This window comes from Beggiatoa alba B18LD, from assembly GCF_000245015.1.
Lineage (GTDB): Bacteria > Pseudomonadota > Gammaproteobacteria > Beggiatoales > Beggiatoaceae > Beggiatoa > Beggiatoa alba.
This window is the reverse complement of record NZ_JH600070.1, coordinates 3,676,767-3,699,857: the sequence shown is the minus strand read 5'-3', so window position 1 is coordinate 3,699,857 and position 23,091 is coordinate 3,676,767. Positions and strand designations below refer to the sequence as shown.

Genomic DNA, 23,091 nt, shown 5'->3' with positions numbered 1-23,091 from the left:
GGTTTATATGACTGCAATGACGTTATTAGTCGACCGTCGCGACGCTGAATTAAGTTTAAGCAGTAATCGACAAGTGGTTTGTTTACGTTATCCTGATGGGGATATTTTTCGAATTGGGATAAATGCGTTAAAACAAATTGTTGTACAAGGCGAAGTCAATTTGCCGACGAGTTTATTGCGGGCGTTACATACTGTCGGCGTTAGTGTTGTGTTATTACCTGCACATGGCGCAGGGGAAGGGATTTATTTATTTCCTCAATCTTCTCGTAATATTGATTTACGTCTCGCACAATATCGCGCATTTGCGGATGATTCGGCGCGTCTTGCTTTAGCTAAGTTGATGGTTGTGGAAAAAATAGAAGCCCAAATTCAATGGTTAGGGCATCATCAGATTGTGCATCAATTAGCCCCAATGGTGAGGCAAGTACAGCAAGCAAGTGATATTGCTGTTTTAATGGGGATTGAAGGTAGTGTTGCACAGATATATTTTGAAAAATGGCGGACTTTATGGGCTGATACATGGGGATTTAAAGCGCGTAATCGTCGCCCACCACGTGACCCTGTTAATACTTTATTATCATTAGGATATACTTTAGCGGGGCATAGTGTTGGGCAGTTAGTCGTGTCGCACGGGTTAGAGTTAGGGATTGGTTTTTTACATGTGCCTTATCGTGGTCGTCCTTCGTTGGCGTTAGACGTGTTGGAACGGGTGCGCCCTTTTGTGGATGAATGGTTATGGCAACAGGTTGAAGCAGGGTTATTAAGTCCAGCGGATTTTTTTGTTGGTAAAGAGGGGGCGTGTAGTTTGGAAAAGTCGGGGCGTAGTCGGTTTTATGGCGCGTGGTATGGAGAAGCGGAGGATTTTTTACAGCAACCGATGCGCGATAGTTTAGCCGTTTTATTGAATAAATTACGTCAATATCGAGTTATTCATCCAACTGCGGAAATAATGGAATGATAAAATAATCCTTTAAAATCATGAAGAGAGTTCTACTTTTCGAGTGTCGTAAAATGAGGTGTTTTTTTGAAAATCGCTATCCATATTTTATTGAATTTAAACATTATTTCTTTATGCAAAAAATATGCAAAAGAGTTCTACTTTTTCGAGCGATTTTTCGTGAAAATTTTGGCTTGCAAGCAGGTGAAAAGTATGCGATTATTTTAACCGTCGGGGTTACAGCTGATTCGCCAATGCAGGCGGTTGAAACACTTATTAAAATCATCTATAGCTTCAGAGAGCTGTTACAGCTGATTCGCCAATGCAGGCGGTTGAAACCTTGTAACGTTTTATTATACCGTTTGGTAGCGTGTTACAGCTGATTCGCCAATGCAGGCGGTTGAAACAGAACAAACAAAAAAGCCTCCGTATCAAAATACGGAGGCTTTTTTGTTTTATACCTATCTAACTGAACGATAATCCTATTCTAACCTGAGTTCGGCGAGTTTCTGTTAAAAAGACAACAGCTTGTCTGAATCAGAATTCACAGAATTTTCAGAATTAACAGAATTTAAAACCCTTAAACCAAAAAATTAAGGTGAATCATGCTTTTTAATTCTGCTAATTCTGATTCAGACAAGAAAAAACCTGCTAGGTTTTTAAAACCTAGCAGGTCTGTAGGAACATGCGAAAAAGTTTGAAGGACTGGCAGACCTTCCTTTCTTGTTTTTCATCGAGATTCACCAGACAAACCATTATTTTTTAAACTCGCAGAACTCAGGTTACTTTAAAGGTTGGTAACTTTTCGCCTGCTTTAATAAGACCTAATGCTTTACCCTTACCTTTCTTTATATTTTCACTAAACCATTCAAACGTTTCTAGTTCATCATCAGTTTGCTTTGTTGTTAAAGGCGGTTTAACCTCTACCTTTAAATTAGCAGGATTACCGACGGTATTTAATAACCCCAGTGTCGTCTCATCAATAAGCTCATTGTCTTTACGATAACTCTCAGGTGATTGTGTTTCTTGCTTTCGCAACGCATCAAACTCTGTGGGGTAATTTTTCTGCCATTTATCATCGGTGTCTGTTCCCTGAACCACATCATGATAACGATTACCAGAAAGAAAATCGTCCGCTGTGTAACGTTTTAAACGGTCAATTAAAAACACACCCATGATGTCAATTTTTACTGACCCCAATCCCAACGGCTTGCCCAATCCTAAACGGTGCTGAAACGCTTCAGACGGATATAAACTGCAAATTAATAAACTTAATTCTGTATCTGTTAAATTATCAAAATCAATATGAAAATAAAAACTTTGTCCTGCTTGCATCGGAGAGCAACGCATTTTTTGGTCTAAGCTCGCGTTTTTGTCTTTGATAGGGTCTTTGTGTTTTGTCTCCCAGTTTTTTTCCGTCGGCTTGTGATGCAAATACACTTTACGTCCATTAGGGCGATGTTCACCAACTTTCAACGCTGTTTTTTTAATAAAAGTTCGTTGTTCTTTGTCGCCATTCTGATGAAAATACATGGCAGGGCAAGGTGGTTTAGGACTACTGAGAATTTTTAATATAACTTCTTTTTCTGTTTTCACGGTTTCACCTTCAGCCACTTGCGCATCATAAAACCGCACCCGCGACGCTAATGCCCGCGCTTGTTTTTCACCTTCCCGCTTATTCCCCCCTTTTTCGATTGTTTCAATCGTACCTAAAATACATTCAGCGGGGGTTAAGCCGTCTCGGTTAGGATTAAAGGGGAGTAGATTTTTATTGATTTGCTCAAAAAACGCATGACTATCACCATCAATCAATTTACGCCAAATAGAGGAGTAACTAATTTCTTTAACAACGATTTCCCCCTTCTCGTTTTTAATATCAAAAAAAACGAGTTGTCCATCTTCGGGTTGCCACTTATCACTAACTTGTGTATATCCTTTTAGAACAAACGGCAAGTCTTCATCTTCTGCATTGCGTTCTTTAGCTAATGTGATGAAATTTTCAATGACTTCATCAGGTAAAGGAATTCTGTCTGGTCTGGTCTCGCCATCAGGATAAGGAATGAAAAATTCATGTCGTTTTGTCAACATATCTTTTTCTCGCCCATCAATTCCTAGAATTCGTAAAAATCCTTTTACGTAACCATTTGACGGTTCTTTTTTAATATCTACTACTTTATTACCCGCAACTTTGGCATAGTAAAACTTAACCTTATTTTTTCCATGAAAGGATTCTAATTCTGGGTCTTTAGCGAGAAAATCGCTTTTCCTCAAAGAACTATTACCAATAGGAGTATAACCACTTAATAAAATAGCTATTCTGGATAAGTCATTAAACTTTTTTTCGAGCAATACTGTTTTCCATAAACCATTTAAATTTGTTAGTACAGTCAGCGGTAAAATTTCCCATTTTTCTGAATTTTCTTTATTTTTACGTAACATCCCAATCGCAGATAACCCCTCACTAACCTCTTTCCGCACTGAATACTGCTTTTTTTCCAAAACACGCAAAGCAGACTGGCTCAAAGTTTCCATAATGCTACCAATCATCCCACGTAAACTATTGGCGGGAATTGCAATTTTTTCATTAAATTGATAGGGTTTAACCAGTGTTGTCCCATCTTCTCTTTTTTCATGTTGTCCACCAACAACCGTTGGCGTTTTTAAATGCACACGCGCCACAATACGTCCTGAACGTGTTCCTGTTTCCCATTTATCATGTCGAATATGCGTTTCACCGTCTTTAATTTCTGAATAATCAGTTGTTAGTGTGTCTTTATTATTCAATTTGCCTGTTGTAGGAATAAAGTTGTAAACGTGGTGAAATTCTGACATGATTAACTCCATAAAGGCATTTAAGATATTAATATCATAACAATGAATTATGCATTCTGACTATAGGAATTTTTTATGTTAGACCTAACTGCAATTACTCTATTGTGTCCTTGTAATGATTTAGAAAGTAAAACTATTTTAGAGATTGCAAAAGAAAAAGGGCTAAATTTCTATAAAATTGAAGGGAGCTGGGGTTTAACATTAGAAAATGCTCTTAAACAGATTGATTTAACCCAATTACGCCCACATGTCTTAATTGTTGAAATGCCTGATAAATCAGAAGGGCAAATTTATATTAAACAGTTAGAACAACTCGGTAAAACACTTCACATTATTGACCATCATTTATATGATGACCAAACTCAGCTCGTTTCTTCCCTCTCTTCCCTAGAGCAATTCGCTCAACTCATTGATTATAAACTAACAGAAGAACAGATTAAAATTGCGATTAATGACCGTGATTTTTTAATGGGTTTATCTCAAGCACAAGTGCCTTGGGGAGAGGCTTATTGTTTACGGCGTAAAGAATGGGAGTTACAAGATAAATCAAAACTGATGAGTGAAGCGTTTGAGTATCTTGAGAAAAATGTGCGTGATTTAGAAAATGTCCGTTTAGTGCTAGCTCCTGAAAAGTTTTCTAGCGTTATGTTAGAAGCTGCACAGTTTCCAACAGAAAAGAAATATAACGAATCACTGGAATATAAAAAAGTTATCTCTTTAAAAAATGTTATGGTGATTTATTGTGATGATAATAACCCTAAAAATATTTCTCAAATTGAATTTGCGGGTTCTGCTAAATATAAAAGCGCATTAGAACAATTACGTACTCAAGGAAAATGGGAAAAAGACTTTATCACTTGGCAAGGCGGTGGGGAATTAGGTTGTTTTTTTGGAGCAATACCTCGTCACAAGCTGGCTAATATTAATGAGTTAGTCTCTCAATTATTAGATATTTGCTTACATTATGGTCGCCCATTGCGTCATTATGGATGCACTTTTTATTTACCGTTGGATTTGTTTTCTGAGGAAGAACTAGAAGCAAATAAATTACTAAATTTATATGCTATAAAGCCAGAATATGTCGAATCTTATCAAATTGATATTGATAAGCCTGTTAGTTTAGAGGAAGCAAAAGAAGATGCACCAATTTCAAAAGAGCGTCAGGCTTATCTATATTTCTTACCACATATCAGAAACCTGATTTTTGATATTAAAAATGAACCGACAAAAGCCGAAGAGCCTATCAAACAAGATAGATTAAAACGTATCAATGATTTAAAACTAAAACTTATCTTGAATACAGAGAAAAGTAAAATTACTACTCAAGTTAAAGATGTCTCTTTATTCACTTATTTTAATGGTTTATATGTTCTTACTATATCTGTAGAATCAGATGAAAAGTTAGGTAGTAAGAGCAGTTTAGTGCAAGATAATGATTCATGGTGGCATGATTTGTTTTTTAGCAGTCCTGAAGAATTCAATAAAATAAAATCGTTACAGTTGCAAAATTGGCTACATTTTACAAATCAGGCACGTTTGATTTATGCCAGTTTTTATGAACAGGTGAAAGAGGGAAAACTCCCCAATTTAGAATTAACTTGGAAAGAAGGTGATGCAGAAAAATCCACATCATTTTTAACAAAAAATGAAGAAATATCTAAAACAACTAGCCAGTTATCTGGCATTATTATGCATTTATTAAAATATTTTTTTGCATCTACCTCCATTGAAAAACGTCTCATTTCTTTACCTTTACCTGATGACCGTATGTTTGTTTCTGTTGCGTATGGGCTGAGTGGCACACTGCCTAAAACTCAATTTGCAAAAGATGAAGTAAAACGCTTATTTAGCCTAGCTTTGTATGTTGACCATAAGAACTTAGTATTTTCTGATTGCCAAGAATATGCTTATGATTCTGAGTTTACAAAAAACCTTTTAAAACAACATACTTTATCCCGTTGGGAAGAAAATGGTACATATTCAGGCTGCTGTAGTTATGCTAACGCATATATGGGATTTGGTGGTTTTTTTAGCCATGTTATCGCGCCGTCACATGTGCCTTTTATCTACGGACGTATGTTATTAGTTTCTTTGTTTTATCAAATGACGTTACGCCATTATAACCGCCGAATCAGTCATGCAACAGAAGCCTTATCTACACAAAATAAAACTGAGAATTTTAGAGAGTTGCGCAAAAAATTCATTTTATTTACCAATAATTATTGGTTTCGAGAAGTTACTAATCAAACACAGGGAATAGAAGTTTTTGAATTACAAACTAAAAATTTGGGTTTAGAAAAAGAATATGCCTTGATTAAGGATGAAATGGAGCGGGCGGATGAGTATGCGGTTACTTTGCAAACAAAGAATTTCAATAAAGCTGCTTTTTGGTTTGCACTAGTGACTTTATTTGTCACGCTATTTACGGTTGATGGTAGCGATATATTCATCCTAAATTGGCTTAAAGCGTTCAAAGATACTTTGGGACTATCTTTATCATTTATTGCCGTTGTTTGGTTAGTTATTTGGTTAAAACGTGAGTTTGGTTCTAAAAAATGATAATTGATACGGGAAAAACCATGCCTACTTATTATTTACGGATGGAAGGTGTTAATTTAAGTGCTGTTCTTGATGATACTAATCAAATTAGTGTTATTCGTGGAGCAAGTTTTTTATTACGCGATGCGGCAAAAGAAGTTTCAAAACAATTTAATGATAAAAACATCATTTCTGTTGGGGCTTCTATTGGCTTATTTGCTTTCGAGGCAAATACACCAGAAAAAGCACAGGAAACTGCTGATAATGTTGTAAAGGCTCTTAATGAAAATGATAAATTTAAGCATTTTAATTTTGTTGTCGATATACAAGCTGAAACTAGCGAATTTATTCGAGATAAAGAGGCATTAATTGCACGTAATCGCTTTAGACAGATGCAACAATTTTCGTTAGTTATTCCTGAGAAAAATGATAAAGCAGATACTTTAGTTTGTGAGTTAACTAACTTAACTCCTGCAATTGTTGAAAAAGAGAGAATCGGAGAAGAAAAAAAAGCTGTTTCTAGCTCTGTGAGTGTACGTTTAAAGTATGGACGTGAGCAAAAGAAAGGTTTTTATAAAGATGAAACAGGGTTAAATTATGAGTTTACCGATGATTTGCATGAGTTATCAGAAAAAGATAATAGTTATGCAAAATTAGCGGATAAAATCGCTGTTTTATATTTAGATGGTAATAGTTTTAGTAAAATTCAAACAAATCATTGTAAAAATAAAGAATCTCAAGTTAAATTTGACCATGATGTTCAGGGTAAACGTAAGAACTTTCTAAAAAACTTGCTTGAGACCATTGTAAAAGACCCTCATTTTTTGAATTATAACAAAGTTCGTTTAGAAACCTTGTTATGGGGGGGCGACGAAATGTTATTTGTTGTCCCTGCATGGCGTGGTTTGCAGTTATTGATGGCTTTTTATGCGTTTAGCCAAGATTGGAAATTTGAAAATGAGCGATTAACCCACGCGGGTGGCTTAGTTTTTTGTCGAGCTAAAACGCCTATTCGGCGTATTCGTCAATTTGCGCAAGAGTTGGCGGATGAGGTTAAAAATAAGGACAAGGATGGTTCTTATAGAAAAGATAATTTTTTTGATTATATGGTATTAGAGTCCATTGATTATCCATCAGAATCCCCTTCTTCTTTGCGTAAGAAAATTCATCCTTCCTTATCTGCTTCCCACCTGCCTTTAAGACCTTTTACTAAAGAAGGTTTTGACAGTTTGGCTTACCTTGTGCACATTCCTAAGTCGCAAGCCTATCAAATTGTGCACGCTATCAATGGTGATAAAAGTAGGTTTGAGGAACAACGAAACCGCTTAACGACAGTATTAGGTGATGAAAAAGATGAGGATGGGAAAAAAATTAGTGACCAGATAGACCCATATCTTGATGAAGCCTTTCCTAATCAATCTAAAGAATGGCAATGGATACATTTAGTTGAGTTATGGGATTATATTTGTTATTCAGATACAAATAGTAAATAAAGCGTAAACAGCTTTTTTAGCTTTTATTTCCCTTCTAACTTTTCTCCCGCAAAAGCCGTTTTTATGGAACATTATCTATTTGAAGTGACATTGAATATTCATGCGCCTGTTTTGACACAAGCAACTGGTGGGCGAGCGCATGGGCTTGACACGATTACATTGCGTGACAATGAAGGTAAGCCTTGCTTATTGGGGTCGTCCGTGCGTGGAAATTTACGGCAAACATGGGAATTTTTTAATAGGATTTATCCACAAGCAAATATAGATATTAAAACGTGGTTAGGGGCTAAATCTGAATTTGATGAAGATACGGATGAAAATAGTAGTAATGAGCCACAACGGGCGAATTTGTTCTTTAGTTATTATTGGCAGGCGCAAACAGTAGAAAATTCAGAAAAATCAGTACGGCATCGTATTAAGATTAGTGAAGAAGGAACAGTAGAGGAAGGCGCATTACAAGTCATTGAAACGCCTTTTATAACAGGACAGGTAGTATCTTTTAAAGGTAATATTCGCGCATTTTTAAAAGACAAAGAAGAGAAAGAACGTTTATTACGTTGGTTAAATAAAGGATTGGCATATATTTCTGCAATCGGTGCAATGCGTGGTGTGGGATTTGGGCGAATTGAGTCAGTGGCAGTAAAAGAAATTCCTTTACCTGAACTTAAAAAGGCAAATATTCCAAAAAATGCCGTTTTTGGCATTGCTTTAAAATTTGACCGTCCTTTTTGTTTTGCAAAACATCATCATGGTAATAATCATTTTGCTGCGGAAACGGTTGTATCTGGTGCAGCTATTTTAGGCGCATTAATGCGACAATGTCATCAGCATGATGAGTTAAAGAAATCTATTAGTTTTATTAAAATTTCCCATGCTTTTGCTTGTGAAGAATCCAATGAAAAAGAAAAAAAGCGTTCAATGGCGATTCCGTATAGTTTTGTTGAGGCAGATAAAAAACTATATGACGTGAGTTTAAAAAAGACAGCGGGATTAATTAAAAACTGTGCGCCTGCCTTTTCTGTGGATTGGAAAGGGGAAACTTGGGGAAATGCCAGTAAATTGTGTGGTCAATTAGACCTTGAGCGGTCAGTCAATATACGCACGGCGATTGAAGAAGGGACTAATAGGGCAAAGGATGAGAGTCTATTTTCAATGGAAGTGATTCATCCACAGGATTATGTGTGGTTAGCAAATATTGATTGTGAAGCAATTCCTGAAGTTGAACGTAAAGCGGTATTGTCTGAGCTAGCTAACATTTTTTCTGTGGAGTTAGTGGGTTTAGGTAAGACTAAAGCAACAGCAACAGTTACTGTCTATCAAGAGCCATTTAAATTTTTAGTAGAAAATGAATTGCCTAAGCAGAATAATGCACAGTTTGTATTGATGTTACAAACACCTGCGTTGTTATTGCCAAATCCGTATGATATTCCTGCGACAAATGGCGGGGATGCATTACATCAGCAATATGCTAAAACATGGGAAAATTTGGCAAACGAGGCGGGGGCTTTCCGTTTATCTCATTTTTATGCTCGGCAAACCTTAGTCGGTGGCGGATATTTGCAAAAGCGATTTTGGTCGAAACATCCTTATAATCCTCAAGTATTAACTTGTGCGGGTAGCATATTTGTATTTGATATTGTGAATTTTGAGAAAACGCTGGAAATTTTAAAAAAATGGATTAAAACAGGATTACCACAACATTCAGAAACATTGGGCGGGTCAGCATGGAATGAGAATCCGTATATTGCGAATAATGGGTATGGGGAAATTGTGATTAATCCGCAGTGGCAAGGGCTTGGTGGTTTAGACAAGGATTGGGAGGAGTTAGCATGAGTTTCTGCCGTGTTTTGATTTCTGCTGAGTTAAAAACATTGAGTGCTTTGCATGTGGGGAGTGGGGTAGAAAAAGAGCAGGGTAAAGAAAGTTATAGTACATTGTATTTAGATTTTAATAAAAAACCGTATTTACCCGCATCAAGTTTGCGTGGGGTTTTGGCGAGTGCAGTACCGTATTTTTTTAAAAATGAAAATGAAAATAAAGTACGTCAATGTTTTTTTGGAAACAGTCATTTCGATGATTCTAAAGAAGAAGGGATTTTGCGTGTTTTTGATGCGACTTTAGAATCTTTACCAAGTTTTAAAGATAAGGTTAATACTTTAGAACAAGGTACGATTTTAAGAACATCAATTAGTATAAATCCTATTTTAGGCGTGGCGGAAGAACATCATTTATTCAGCTTGGAAATCGTGCCTGAGGGAGCTGTTTTTAAACTGGAAATGAGTCTGGAATCGCTTAATAAAGAAGTGACTGAAGAAAATATTAAGCAGTTTTGTGGTTTATTATTCGCTTGTTGGGATGGTAAGCAGTTTGCAACTGTTGGCGCGGGCAGAAGTAAAGGATTTGGATTAGTTAAGTTGGAAAATTTGAAGGTGCGTTATTTAACAACTGACGCATTAGCTCAGTGGTTAAAAGATGGTCAACCTCATGAATTAAATAAATCTTATAAAGATTGGCAGTATCCTACCGCTGAATTAGATATATTGAAAAAGCAAGGGTATATAGTTGAAATTACTTTAGTACCTAAAACTAAATTTTTGTTGAATGACCCTGCTTTTGTCATTAAAAAAGAAGAAAAAGAGGATGATGAGCCAGATTTAGCTTTTAGCCGTTTATCTGATGGGCGGGCTTTTATTCCTGCAACGGCTTTGCGAGGTTGGGTGCGTGGGCGAGTCAGAAAAATTTTATTGACGATAGGTGAAGAAAAAGTTGAAAACTGTTTAACGTCTTTGTTTGGTGATACAAATCATCGTGGTGTGTTATTTTTTAGTGATTTGATTTCTGAAGGAAATGATGTTTCAGAAAAGCAAATTTTTAACGCGGTTGATAGGTTTACGGGTGGAGTTGCTGATGGTGCGCTTTATACGGTTGAAGCGGTTCAGTGTAAGGGTTTAACTGGTTCTGTTGCGATTCATCATTTGAGTAAGCACGATTCGATTTCGAATGCTGAAAAAGGGCCTTTATTATTGGTTGCGCGGGATTCGTTAGAAGATGAATTTTCGATTTCGAATGCTGGAAAAGGGCTTTTATTATTGGTTGCGCGGGATTTGTTAGAAGGTGAATTAACGCTAGGTTGGGGAAAAAGTCGGGGCTTTGGTAATTTTGAAGTGGTATTTAAAATGAATGGTGAAGAAATTAAACATATTCATGAATTAGTAAGAATTTTTCAACGTAATGATATAGAACAATGGATTAACGCTATAAAACTGTAGTGGTTGTGAATTTTTTTATTTTAAAGACTACCAATTTTTTGATAAAGACCTTAATGTCTGTCTAAGACCTTAAGGTCTTTTGTTTTTTGATTACTAACTATATATTTTTATTGTTTTTAATCCATCCGCTTTAAATTAGAAGAATGTCACCACTAATCAGGATGTTTTCACCATTTGTCCACTGTATAGGTGACAGTTGTCTTGCTTTTCATTACATATATTCTTGAAGAAGTTAAAAAGAATTGGGAAGGTTAAATAACTAAACTATCGCGAGGCTCAATCATGACAACGATGAGATTGCTAGCCATTAATCAAGGGAAATTTGCCCTTTATCACTATGTTATCTCCCATTCACTTTTGTATATGTTAAAGGTTTAAATATTATGAAAACACAAACTGGTTTTACGCTTATTGAGTTAATGGTCACGATTATGGTTTTAGCTATTTTAATCGTCATTGCCGTACCAGAAATGCGTTATACCATCATGAATAACCGAATTACGACAAGAACAAATGAGTTTGTTAATACCCTTGCTTATGCGCGTAATTCTTATACTTCTTTCGGCTCAACTTGTACTGCAACCAGTGGTGTTTGTGTTCAAGTGACTGCTTTAAGTGGCGACTGGACAAAAGGATGGAAAGTTTGGACGGATACGGATGGTGATAAAAGTGAAGATGCGAGTAAAGGGGATATTATTCGCCAAGTAACTTTTGAAGATGATTCCATCACGATTACACCTGATAAAGCAGTAACAAATATTAGCTTTGTTGGACGCGGTGTTGTGAATGATGCGCCTGTCAATTTTGATGTTTGTATTAAAAATCATAAAACTAAGGACCCAGCTGGTCGTCGTTTACAGTTAGATGTTTTTGGACGGTTAAAATTGATTAATCGTGAATTGAAATGTGTTACAAACGGCAATGGTAAGTAAGACTATGAACACGCAACAATATAAATCTGCGGGCTTTACCTTAATAGAGATGTTGATCGCCTTGTTGGTGCTTTCTATTGGTTTATTAGGGGTTGCAGCCCTTCAAACAACAGGACAACGCTTTAATCACAGTGCTTATGTTCGTACTCAAGCAACTTTTTTAGCGTATGACTTGATGGATAGAATCCGTACGAATCCTGTACAAGCGGCTAATGGGGCTTATGGTATTGGCTTTTTTACCAGCATTAGTAATGCAAAGGATTGTGCAACACAGGTTTGTACACCTGCGGAGTTGAAAGATTATGATTTGTCTGAATGGGGCAAAGCTGTGGGGGTTATTGCGGTAACAGGTCAAATCGTTGCATTACCAAATCCTGAGGCTGGTGTGGCTTATGATGCCGTAACAAGAACTTATACAGTTACGTTGCGTTGGCAAGAGGAACGTAATAGTACAACAAAGGTTGAGCAACAATGGATAATGGTATTATGAACATGAAAAGCAAGCAAAAAGGCTTTAGCCTCATAGAAATTATGGTTGCTCTTACCATTAGTTTAATTTTATTGGCTGGGGTGTTAACCATTTTTGCAAGTAGTAAGCGGACTTACTCTTTACAGGCTGAGCTTTCAACGTTACAGGATAACGCTCGTTTTGTCATGGATGATATGACGTTTGGGTTACGTATGTCTGGGTATTATGGGTGTTCTACACGTTCACCAACGAACCTAAACACTGGAGCGCGTATCGAAGTAGAGAATAATGTTGCTATTAAAGATGCGACTGGTGTTAGTACTGTGAGTAAAAATACAGCAAGTAGTATTTCTAAATCTGATGCATTAACCATTCGTTATTATGGAAGTAATTTAACCTTAAATCCTGCTTCTCTAGATTTATTACAAACGACTAGTGCAGCATCTTTAGGAACGGTACGGGAAAATTTATTGGTAGAGCAGAATACTATTAACACGGCATTTGCAAATCCTAACGCAAATAGTTTTACGTTGGATGCCAGTAGTGTAAAGCCTGCGATAGATAGCACTATTGTCATTAGTGATTGTGGCGGTAGTTTGGCTTATAAGGTTGCAAGCGTTACGGGTAATACTGTTGCAGTAAAGGACTTGGACGGTTCAACGACAACATTCCGTAGAACTTATGCGTGGCCTATTGAGGTTTTTACAAATGTCACAGATTCAGTAAGGTATGAAGTGCGTGGTGTAGATAATAATGGGGATGGTGATGCAAATGACCCTGAGGATGGATACACGCTCTATAAGACTGATCCTAATTGTACGGTAGCCGCTAATTGCAACATGATTCCCTTTATTGAGGGTGTGCAAAATATGCAGGTGCGTTTGGGATTGGATACTACAGGGGATGGTGTTCCTAATCAGTATATTGAACCCACTGCAAATGTTGATGCTAATCGTATTATTGCTGTGAAAATAACTTTGTTGATGCGGACCGCTAATAAACGGTTTGATTTAGGGGATACAACAGAGGCTAAGTTTACGTTAGACCCTGCGGTGATTTATGAACCTAATGCAACAGCAAATCTGACTAATGAGATTGGCTACCGTCATCGCTTATTTACGAGTGTAATCCGCATTAGAAACAGTTAAGGGTGCAATTATCATGAAAACCATGGATTTATTTAGACATCCGACAACGCTATATGGAATACGATATAGAAAACAAGAGCAAGGTGCTGTTTTAATTGTGGCTTTGTTATTGTTAGTTGTCTTAACGATGTTAGGCGTTAGTGCGTTAAATTCGACAAAACTCCAAACACGTGAAGCAGCAAATACGGCTGAATATAATCGTGCATTCCAAGTGTCTGAGTTAGGAGTTGCATTACCAGAGCGCGAATATGGGGATGTGACCAATGTAGAAGGTTTGAAAATTATGGACAGAATTTCCTCGCCATTTGATACAGCCGCTGAGGTGGTGGACTTTCCTAGTAGTTCTTGCACAGATACAAAACCTGGCCCTTGTTGGCGAACAAAAGATGATCTGCAACGTGCTGCAACAACAGATAAGTATTCATTGGAGTTTGTCACTATTCGCGCACCAGGGACATTTACTAACTTAACGGGGTTAAGTAGTACGGAAAGTTTTAGAGTAGCTCACTTTATTAATGTGAGTCGAGGAGCGAGTAAGAGTCAATCAGGTTCTACAAAACCAGATATTACTGCGCCACGTGTTAATTTAAAGGGAGGGATGACACGACTTGTACCAGCAACGGATGGGTCATTAGCATTTGGTGATAATCCATAAAAAGACAATTACCCCCGTTTTTCTTATGTTGTAATTGGTGTTTATTAAAATAACTAACTTGAGTTTAAAAGCTTTAGTTGCACTTAAATAGGAAGACAGATATGAAACGCTTAAAATCTGTTATATCTGCGGTTCTGTTAAGCATTTGCTCAGGCTTTGTCAGTACAAGCTATGCAGATGATACAGAGCTCTACCTCAGACAGGCTTATACAGGCTCTACAGAAACGTATCCCAATATCCTGCTGATTTTAGATAGATCAGGTAGTATGAATTACTATGACTACAATGCTGATGGTTCGTTAGTTGATAATCCTGTTGGTTCTGGGAGCGCAATTAAACGGATTGATATGTTGAAAGAAGCTCTTTATCAATTATTGGCAGAGGTGACTAATGTCAACATTGGTTTAATGTCATTTACTTCAGGTGAAGGGCAAATTCCTGTTGTCTTTCCCATTACCAATGTTAATACCCCTGTTTCTGATGTAACAGGAGAAAATGCGGGGGTAGCGACATCAACGACTTATATTGGCGGGCCGAATGATGATGCTGAGGAGCGTGTCGGTACAGCAAGCGATACTGAAGCAGGTAAAATTTCTTTAAATGACCTTGTGTTAGATATTACTCGCTTTGCAAGTACAACGGCTGATGATGAGCCACCCGTTAGAAGTTATGTCGGGTGTTTTACTGAAGCGAGTCCAACATCTACAAGCAGTCGTGATTTAGCGCAATCAACTTTGTTACAAAATTCTGCTTTAACCCTAGATGTATGTGCGTTGCATTGTCAAAAGCAAGGCTATCGTTTTATGGGGGTACAAAACAGCCAATATTGTAGATGTGGTGATACTTATGGCTCTAAAGGTTTTTCAAGTCTATGTACCAGCAGTGCAGACCTTTGTGCGGGTGATAATACGCAAAACTGTGGTGATAATGGCGCTAATGCTATTTGGGACTTAAAAGCAACAGCTGTTTCTCCACATAATGTTAAGTTGAATGGGGGTTCTTCAGGGACAGCAACGGGTATTAGTGGTGATAGCACGATGACGGATAATGTCGCTGGTATCACTTTCGTTGATTCTTTAGGGGCTGTTGCAGTGCCTAGTTATCAAACAGGGAAAGTTAATAGTAGTGCGGTTTACTTTAATGGCACCGGTGGGCATATTCGTGTCAATGACGCTCATTCTTCTTTTTCCACAGACGACGCGCCTGATTTAGAACTGGGCAATACAGGAACTGTTGCATTTTGGTTTAAAGCGGATTCTGATGCTTTTACAAATGATGGCGTTACCTTTATCGCTAAAGGTGATACGACAGGTAGTACGAGTAGTACTTATAGAGCATTGTCTGTTTATTATGACAAAACTAATAAAAAGATTGTTACTGCTTTTGTGGGGAATTCCGTCACATTAAGTTCAGCGACTATCAGTAATCCAACAGGACAATGGCATCATGTTGCAGTCACATGGGATAAGACAGCTAAAGATATATATATTTATGTTGATGGTGCGGTATCTGCCAGCAACACAAATACTTCATATGCTTATCTTTCTAACATTAATGCAGGCTGGAACATTGGGGCTGCGGGGATTACCCAAGAAAGTAGCACACTCTTAAATCGTCCGTTTAAAGGGGTTATGGATGAAATTGTTCTAAGCCCAACAATGTGGAGTGCGTCTAAAGTAACTGCTGTTTATAACAGTGGTAATGGTTACAAGTTACCTGTCCCTAGTGTTACGACAACAACAGGAACAACGGTTGTATCAGGCTATGATCAAAAAATAGGCTTGCGTTTTGATAATGTCCGTGTTCCGCAAGGTGCGGTTATTACCAGTGCAAAACTGACCTTTACCACAGATGAAGCGTCATTTACACCGAATACCAGTGTCCGCGTCAAAGTTGAAAATGTCGATAATTCATCAGAAATTACGACAACCAAGAACAATATTTCATCTCGGTCTTACGCAACAACAACATACGATTGGAGTTTAACACAATGGACAATTCCAACGGTTGATCCTGATAATCCAGATGTACCATTGATTTCTAGTTATAGTACAGGGGATATCAAGACCTTAGTACAGCCAATTATTAATCGTTCAGGCTGGTGCGGTGGCAATGCCATGACCTTTATGATTGAGTCTATTTCAGGTAGCCCAATTCGTCGCGCCTTGTCTTATGACGATTCACCCAGTTATTCGCCACAACTCGAAATCAAGTTCGATGCCAGCAATACCACAGGTTGCGTGCAACAAACACTTTCTTATCGGATTACCAATAGCAATGATGATGCAGAAGAGCAATTGAAAACAGGCGGAAGTGCCGATGGTTCTGTATTCCTTACCAGCCCGATTTTAGAAATGACGACAACAGGGACAGGGAGTGACTTAACAGAGCGTTTGGTTGGTTTACGCTTCCCCAGTGTTGCTTTAACACGTGGACAAGCCATTAAAAAGGCAGAATTAATTTTCACTTCTGCGCCTGATACGAATGTTGCAGATAGCAATAATGCGAAATTAGAAATTGTGGGGGAAAAAGGGAGTGCTACTACGTTTAAGTCTGATGTTATTGGCGATTTAAGCAATCGGACTAAAACCAGTAATAAAGTAACACAAAACATTAGCACCACTTGGAATAAAGGGCAATCCTATACCATTGATGTGACTAATGTTGTAGAAGAAGCGATATTAGCAACCTCATGGCAAACGGGTAGCAATATGGCGTTCTTTATCTCTGGTTCTGGTTTAAGACAAGTGGCTTCTTATGATGGGGAACGTGTTGATCCCACGTTAGTAGCCCCACGTCTCAGAATTATTGTTGACCAAACAGGAACAAGTTTTTCTCCGCCTGTTCGTGATCGCTTAGTTGAATTGATTAAACAACATACGCCGAGTGGTGGCACACCTATTGTCCCAACACTTTATGAGTCATTTCAGTACTATATGGGTGGTAAAGTTGTTAATGGTCAATTGAATAATGGCACTTCAACCAGTCATGTTGCAGCAACCACGAAAAAAAGTAATGTCAATTACTATGTTGCCCCTAAATCTAATGTCTGCTCTCAAAACCATGTTGTTTTATTAACAGACGGCGCGGCAAATGGGAATGGGGCTGAAGCAGCTGTCAAAACCTTGACGAAAAAGAGTAGTTGTCAAGCTACCTTTGCACCGTTTAACAATCGTCAAAATATTACGTTGTCTAGTATGACCCAATACAGAACTAAATTCTCCTCTCATGAATTATGCGGGGTTGATATGGCTGAGTACATGAATAAGACAGACGTAGATCCTAATATTGATGGTTCTAATTTAACCTTACATACCATTGGGTTAAGTTTAAGAAACCCATTCTATAATAGATCCAATGGTGGCAATGGTGCATTTGGTATGTACACGGTTGGTGATTTAGGCAATGTCAACGTCGGTGGGTATTCACGCGGCTCTGACTATCAAAATTCTAATTGCAGTACCATATCATCTTACTATTGCAATAGTGGTGGTGCGGCTCTTGAAGCCTATTACTATCAAGAATGGACTGGCATGTCTCCACGTGACCAAGCAATGGAAACAGCCCGTAAACAAGCATGGGATAAACACTCTGAAGTTAAATTTGTTAAGAAAATGCAGTTTACCAATAATGGTGTTAAAGAAGACTTCCTCCGTGGAACAGCAAACCGCTGGGTAAAACAAGCAGACAATTCTTATAAGTGGCAGAGTACAGAAGTAAAATACTACTACATATTGTATGAAGACTTACGAGAATCTGCGCTGAGTGATATGGCGATTGCATACTTGTATGAACTTGCAAAACAAGGCGGGGGAGACTTCTACTATACACAAAGCGTGGAATCCTTACTGAATGCGTTCCGTACTATTGTGGCAGGTGCTGTCACTGAAAGTGCTACGTTTGCCGCGCCTAGTATTTCTGTCAGTTCATTTAACCGCTTATATCATCGTAATGAAGTTTACTTTGCATCCTTCAAACCACAACGGACACATCGTTGGGCAGGTAATGTGAAGAAATATCTCATTTGTGAAGATAGCTCTACAGGTTGTAGCCCAGGTGAATTACTGGATGCAAATGGTCAACGTGCTGCATGTGATTCAAATTATGAAACAGATGATAGTTCTGATGCAAATTGTATCCGTTATGAAGAATTTGCTCCTGGTAATATCAAGAGTACAGCAAGCAGTTTCTGGGGAAAGAACACTTGTACAAAAGGTAATTGCACAACAGGTGACGGTAACGTTGTGACTAAAGGCGGGGCTGGTGTCATGGTTCCCTCTTATTCCACACGGAATATAGGTACTTGTTTAGCAGATAGTTGCACAAGTATGGTTTCTATCACTGATTCCAGTGTTGTTAGTGCCTTAGCAACAGCGAATACCTTAGATAATGCATCAGCGAGTTTGTTAGCTGATTGGATTCGGGGTAAAGATGTCAAAGACGAAGATTCAAATACAGTCACTGATGAAAATCGTTGGGCATTTGCCGACCCGTTACATAGCAGTCCGACTTCTGTCACATTTGGAACAGCCTCTAAGTACTACACAAAATTATTTGTGGGTACAAACGATGGGCTTATCCATATGATTAATGCAGAGGATGGAAAGGAAGAATGGGCATTCTTACCAAAAGAATTATTTGGTATTCAAAATGCCTTAATGCTCAACAAAGAAAGCTTAAGCCGCATTTACGGGGTTGATAGCACTGCACAATTCTGGATTAATGACAATAATCAAAATGGTGTGATTGAAACAGCCAGTGGTGATTTTGTCAGAATGTACATTGGGATGCGTCGTGGTGGTAAAAATATCTACGCATTTGACTTAAGTTATGATGGTAATGGCACTGTGACACCTAAATTGATATGGACGATTAAAGGGGGTACAGGCGATTTCTCTGAATTAGCTTATACATGGTCAGCACCTAAAGTAACGGCGGTTAATTTCGGTGATAAAATCCTTGTGACCTTAATCTTTGGCGGTGGTTTTCCTGGTGATGTTGAGGGAGAAAGCAATTCAGGTGGTAATGCTATCTTCATCGTCAATGCCAAAACAGGCAAGTTAATTTGGAAAGGGGGTTCAACAATCGTTAACAAGCCTTATACCGGCTACTCAACAGCCAGCGGTCTTAATATTCCGAAGATGATTTATGGGATTCCCTCTGAAATTTCCTTCATGGATAGCACTGGCGATAATACGACAGACCGCTTATATGTTGGCGATTTAGGCGGACAAGTTTGGCGGTTGGATTTAAGCAGCTTTAAGGATACCGCTATCAAACAACCCATTGTCGGACTCTTAGCCATACTCAGCGATGTAACGGATGAGAAAAATGCCCGTAAATTCTTTTACGCGCCTGATGTTGCTCGTGTACCAACGCCTGATGAACGCTTTGCGGATGCCGCATTTGATGCTGTTACAATTGGCACAGGTAATCGTCCTAACCCCTTAGGGCGTTCAATCCAAGACCAATTCTATGTTTTACGTGATAACGCGACAACTTATGAAAGCTTCAGAGATGCCCGTGAATCTGATGGGACATTTAAAACATGTGCAAGCACACCCACCGCATCGGTTGCATCAGATAAAAAGTTCTGCACCATCACGCAAACTAATTTGTTTGATGTCACAACAGATGTGATTGGCACAAAATACACAGGTGATAATGAAACCGCGATTCAATCTGAATTGGATGCCTTACAAAATGGTAGAGGGTGGTTCATCAACTTTAACTATGACAATGGTGAAAAGACCTTAGCGTCACCTGTTGTGTTAGATAGTAAAGTATATTTCACGACCTACTCACCGCCCTTTGACCCTGAAGCAGAGCTGAAGAAAGGTAAAGTTATTATTTGTCACTACCCACCGGGTAATAATAGCAATGCCCACACCATCTCTATTGATGAATCTGCATGGTCAGCTCACCAAGCGCATGGTGACTCATTAGGCGCGTGCCCAAATTCAATTTGTGAATCCAGTGGTGATGGTACAAGCTTCTTGTACGCGGTCAGCTTATTTACCGCTGTCTCTGCATACGGAGATGAACGTTCTCGAGAAATTAAAGAAGGGATTACTTCTGATATTTCAGCCATGTTCTTATCCAATGGTGATATTCGTCTCATCTCTAACGACCCTGATACTGCCAATGAAGGCTTTAGTGCCAATGGAGCAGCTAATGATGCATTGGGTATTCCATTAGCGGTTCAACCTGTCAATGCAGGGTCAATTAATCAAATTACCCTAACCCCCACTTTCTGGCGACAAGAATAGTCGGGACATATCAGTTGTTAAGGGACTCTTTACATTAAATTAAAGAGTCCCATTAACACACTGAAGGTATTCAGGAGAATACGATGATACGCAGAAAAGAAAACGGGTTTTCAATGTTAGAATTAATGTCAGTTGTCGCTATTATTGCTATATTAGTGGCAATTGCAGTTCCTACTTATCAATCCTATGTAGAGAAAGCACGTCGGTCAGATGCGAAAGTATCCTTAAGTGAAGTGACACAATTGCAAGAAACTTATTACGCTGACCATAATGCATATGCAACAACCATGGAGCTATTAATGCCTAATAAAGATACAAAAGGCTTTGGTTCTAAAACAGGTAAATGTACTGTTGCAACTGGTGTTGCTTGCTCTAAAGAAGGCTACTATGAAATTCGGTTAACAACCGCAACCGCAACAAACTTTGTTGTTGAAGCAAAAGCCCCTACATCAGGGGTACAAGCAAAAGATACAAAATGTACTTCATTCACGCTTAATGCCACAGGAACAAAAGGCGCGACGGGAACAACAAGCGCAGATTGTTGGTAATAACTTAATTTCATTGCAAAAGATAAAGACACTGTTCGTTAAAACGGCAGTGTCTTTTTTTTGAGAGTTTTTTATGAGTGAACAATTATTTATTGGCATTATCTCAGGCACAAGTGTCGATGCCATTGATGTTGCTTTAGTCGACTTTTCAACGACACAACCCAACTTACAAGCGGTGCATAGTCATTCATGGGATAGTCAACTACGACAACAAATTTTACAAGTGAGCCAAATCAGCCAAGCCAACACACCATTAGCAGAGATAATTCAATTAGATGTTGCCATTGCACAGACTTTTTCGCACGCTGTTTTAACCTTACTCAACACTCAACAAATCGCCCGCCATCGTATTACCGCAATTGGCAGTCATGGGCAAACCATTTACCATCAACTGCATTGTAACCCGCCTTATACCTGCCAATTAGGCGACCCAAATATTATTGCTGAACAAACTAAAATCCCTGTTGTTGCTGATTTTCGCCGTCGTGATATTGCCGCAGGGGGACAAGGTGCGCCATTAGTCCCTGCTTTTCACCAAGCTATTTTTCAACATCCGACAGAATGTCGTATTGTGGTCAATATTGGCGGTATTGCTAATATCACCGTTTTACCTGCAAATCACAATATGCCCGTCATTGGCTTTGATACAGGAGCAGGCAACGCATTATTAGACGCATGGTCTTATCAACAACGTGGCATTGCTGTCGATACACAGGGCACATGGGGGCGACAAGGTAAGGTTTTACCTGATTTATTACAAACACTTTTATCTGATGCTTATTTAGCAAAAGCTCCCCCAAAAAGTACAGGACGAGACTATTTTAATTTAGCGTGGTTAGCGACTTATCTACAAGAAAAGAGGCAAAACCCTACAGATATTCAGGCAACGCTCACACAATTTACAGCGATTAGCATTGCACAAGCGGCTAGTCATTATCAGCCTGATAGGTTATTAGTCTGTGGTGGTGGGGTACACAATCAATATTTAATGGAATTATTACAAGCCCAAATGACTTGCCCTGTAGAATCAACAGAACAACATGGCATTGCGCCTGATTGGGTTGAGGCAATGTGTTTTGCATGGTTAGCAAAACAACGCTTAATGTTAGCAACAGGGAATTTACCCAGTGTTACAGGTGCACGTAGTGCGTGCATTTTGGGTGGGGTTTATTATTAACCTGAGTTTAGTGAGTTTTATAAAACAAAACAGAGACCTGCTAGGTTTTCAAAACCTAGCAGGTCTTTTTTTGTCTGAATCAGAATTCACAGAATTTTCAGAATTAGCAGAATTAAAAAACGTGATTCGCATTAATTTCTTGGTTTAAGGGAGGGTAAGGGGTTTAAATTCTGTTAATTCTGAAAATTCTGATTCAGACAAGCTGTTGTCTTTTTAAAAGAATCTCGCCGAACTCAGGTTAGATAGAATTAACACTGATATTTCATCAGTGTTAATTCAGTGTATTACAATGCTTAACGGGTGAAATAAAAAGCGGCACCTGCTAATGCAACCACAACGACAACCGCAATGATGATTAACGTGTTTTTACTGCTACCTTCTGAATTACCTGCGACTTTTTTCAAATTACCTAATTTACTTACCGCAACAAATTCCTCTTTAGATAACATTAACTCACTATAAGCAGTATAGTTCTTAGTTAATTCTTCTAAAGCACGGTTAATCAACAACTGTTTAGAACCTTCTTTCGTTGCTTGTAGCTTCTTATTCGCAGCTTGTTGCAACTGTTTTTCTTCCACAGGGAAATCTAAGCCTAACGTATTGTAACAACGTAATGCTTTCTCATAGTTTTTGCGACTTTCCTGAGCATTTAAAACCTGATAGATGCGTTTTACTGCCATTTTCTGCTTGTCATTGCTAGATTTTTGTAACGCAACACTGAGCATCAATTTCAGTTCATCTTCTGTTACGTCAGGGGTTACGCCAAGAATATCGTAGTAGCTTTTCATCACTTATTGATAACCTTAAGTTAAATCCAAGTTTTT

At 38.3% G+C, this 23,091-nt stretch carries 14 protein-coding genes; 12 read left to right on the top strand and 2 right to left on the bottom strand.

Translation table 11 applies throughout. The annotated features are described in order from the left end of the window. Window positions 1-7: 7 nt before the first annotated feature. On the top strand, window positions 8-958 hold the full coding sequence (gene cas1 / locus BEGALDRAFT_RS18495) for a CRISPR-associated endonuclease Cas1 (protein ID WP_002691489.1): 951 nt from the start codon (window positions 8-10) through the stop codon (window positions 956-958). 756 nt (window positions 959-1,714) lie between these two features. Here the strand turns inward: cas1 and BEGALDRAFT_RS15180 are convergent. Next, window positions 1,715-3,769 carry a TIGR03986 family type III CRISPR-associated RAMP protein gene (locus tag BEGALDRAFT_RS15180; protein WP_002691487.1) on the bottom strand — a complete coding sequence of 685 codons (2,055 nt, stop codon included), beginning with the start codon at window positions 3,767-3,769 and terminating at the stop codon, window positions 1,715-1,717. A 75-nt stretch (window positions 3,770-3,844) separates the two neighbouring features. Between BEGALDRAFT_RS15180 and BEGALDRAFT_RS15175 the strand changes: the two genes are divergently transcribed. From BEGALDRAFT_RS15175 to BEGALDRAFT_RS15125, 11 genes are all read left to right on the top strand, one after another. Further along, the gene (locus BEGALDRAFT_RS15175) at window positions 3,845-6,328 is read left to right on the top strand and encodes a hypothetical protein (protein WP_002691485.1); all 2,484 of its coding nucleotides are present in this window, start codon (window positions 3,845-3,847) and stop codon (window positions 6,326-6,328) included. Between the two features lie 41 nt (window positions 6,329-6,369). Next, the gene (locus BEGALDRAFT_RS15170) at window positions 6,370-7,800 is read left to right on the top strand and encodes a Cas10/Cmr2 second palm domain-containing protein (protein ID WP_157237606.1); all 1,431 of its coding nucleotides are present in this window, start codon (window positions 6,370-6,372) and stop codon (window positions 7,798-7,800) included. 63 nt (window positions 7,801-7,863) lie between these two features. Next, a complete protein-coding gene (locus BEGALDRAFT_RS15165) occupies window positions 7,864-9,633 on the top strand; it encodes an RAMP superfamily CRISPR-associated protein (RefSeq protein WP_002691481.1) in 1,770 nt (589 codons plus the stop codon). Continuing rightward, window positions 9,585-11,069, top strand: coding sequence for an RAMP superfamily CRISPR-associated protein (locus tag BEGALDRAFT_RS15160; RefSeq protein WP_157237605.1), 1,485 nt, complete (start codon window positions 9,585-9,587; stop codon window positions 11,067-11,069). Before BEGALDRAFT_RS15165 ends, BEGALDRAFT_RS15160 begins: the two co-directional genes overlap by 49 nt. Window positions 11,070-11,452: 383 nt before the next feature. Continuing rightward, entirely contained in the window at window positions 11,453-12,001 is a 549-nt protein-coding gene (locus BEGALDRAFT_RS15155; protein WP_002691477.1) for a GspH/FimT family pseudopilin, read from the top strand. A 4-nt stretch (window positions 12,002-12,005) separates the two neighbouring features. After that, window positions 12,006-12,491, top strand: a complete 486-nt coding sequence (gene pilV, locus BEGALDRAFT_RS15150) for a type IV pilus modification protein PilV (protein ID WP_002691475.1) — start codon at window positions 12,006-12,008, stop codon at window positions 12,489-12,491. After that, window positions 12,473-13,618: a PilW family protein gene (locus BEGALDRAFT_RS15145; protein ID WP_002691473.1), complete on the top strand. Its 1,146-nt coding sequence runs from the start codon at window positions 12,473-12,475 to the stop codon at window positions 13,616-13,618. Before pilV ends, BEGALDRAFT_RS15145 begins: the two co-directional genes overlap by 19 nt. Window positions 13,619-13,631: 13 nt before the next feature. Further along, entirely contained in the window at window positions 13,632-14,273 is a 642-nt protein-coding gene (locus BEGALDRAFT_RS18490) for a PilX N-terminal domain-containing pilus assembly protein (RefSeq protein ID WP_002691472.1), read from the top strand. A 101-nt stretch (window positions 14,274-14,374) separates the two neighbouring features. Continuing rightward, window positions 14,375-20,542: a LamG-like jellyroll fold domain-containing protein gene (locus tag BEGALDRAFT_RS15135; protein ID WP_002691470.1), complete on the top strand. Its 6,168-nt coding sequence runs from the start codon at window positions 14,375-14,377 to the stop codon at window positions 20,540-20,542. Window positions 20,543-20,625: 83 nt separating this feature from the next. Further along, window positions 20,626-21,090: a type IV pilin protein gene (locus tag BEGALDRAFT_RS15130; RefSeq protein WP_002691468.1), complete on the top strand. Its 465-nt coding sequence runs from the start codon at window positions 20,626-20,628 to the stop codon at window positions 21,088-21,090. A gap of 73 nt (window positions 21,091-21,163) precedes the next feature. Beyond that, window positions 21,164-22,267, top strand: coding sequence for an anhydro-N-acetylmuramic acid kinase (locus BEGALDRAFT_RS15125; RefSeq protein ID WP_002691466.1), 1,104 nt, complete (start codon window positions 21,164-21,166; stop codon window positions 22,265-22,267). A 293-nt stretch (window positions 22,268-22,560) separates the two neighbouring features. Here the strand turns inward: BEGALDRAFT_RS15125 and BEGALDRAFT_RS15115 are convergent, their stop codons facing one another. Continuing rightward, a complete protein-coding gene (locus BEGALDRAFT_RS15115) occupies window positions 22,561-23,055 on the bottom strand; it encodes a J domain-containing protein (protein WP_002691464.1) in 495 nt (164 codons plus the stop codon). Window positions 23,056-23,091 lie beyond the last annotated feature (36 nt).

Coding starts and splice junctions, on each gene's coding strand:
- cas1 (WP_002691489.1), top strand. CDS start 8: ATGACTGCAATGACGTTATTAGTCGACCGTCGCGACGCTGAATTAAGT.
- BEGALDRAFT_RS15180 (WP_002691487.1), bottom strand. CDS start 3,769: ATGTCAGAATTTCACCACGTTTACAACTTTATTCCTACAACAGGCAAA.
- BEGALDRAFT_RS15175 (WP_002691485.1), top strand. CDS start 3,845: ATGTTAGACCTAACTGCAATTACTCTATTGTGTCCTTGTAATGATTTA.
- BEGALDRAFT_RS15170 (WP_157237606.1), top strand. CDS start 6,370: ATGGAAGGTGTTAATTTAAGTGCTGTTCTTGATGATACTAATCAAATT.
- BEGALDRAFT_RS15165 (WP_002691481.1), top strand. CDS start 7,864: ATGGAACATTATCTATTTGAAGTGACATTGAATATTCATGCGCCTGTT.
- BEGALDRAFT_RS15155 (WP_002691477.1), top strand. CDS start 11,453: ATGAAAACACAAACTGGTTTTACGCTTATTGAGTTAATGGTCACGATT.
- pilV (WP_002691475.1), top strand. CDS start 12,006: ATGAACACGCAACAATATAAATCTGCGGGCTTTACCTTAATAGAGATG.
- BEGALDRAFT_RS15145 (WP_002691473.1), top strand. CDS start 12,473: ATGGATAATGGTATTATGAACATGAAAAGCAAGCAAAAAGGCTTTAGC.
- BEGALDRAFT_RS18490 (WP_002691472.1), top strand. CDS start 13,632: ATGAAAACCATGGATTTATTTAGACATCCGACAACGCTATATGGAATA.
- BEGALDRAFT_RS15135 (WP_002691470.1), top strand. CDS start 14,375: ATGAAACGCTTAAAATCTGTTATATCTGCGGTTCTGTTAAGCATTTGC.
- BEGALDRAFT_RS15130 (WP_002691468.1), top strand. CDS start 20,626: ATGATACGCAGAAAAGAAAACGGGTTTTCAATGTTAGAATTAATGTCA.
- BEGALDRAFT_RS15125 (WP_002691466.1), top strand. CDS start 21,164: ATGAGTGAACAATTATTTATTGGCATTATCTCAGGCACAAGTGTCGAT.
- BEGALDRAFT_RS15115 (WP_002691464.1), bottom strand. CDS start 23,055: ATGAAAAGCTACTACGATATTCTTGGCGTAACCCCTGACGTAACAGAA.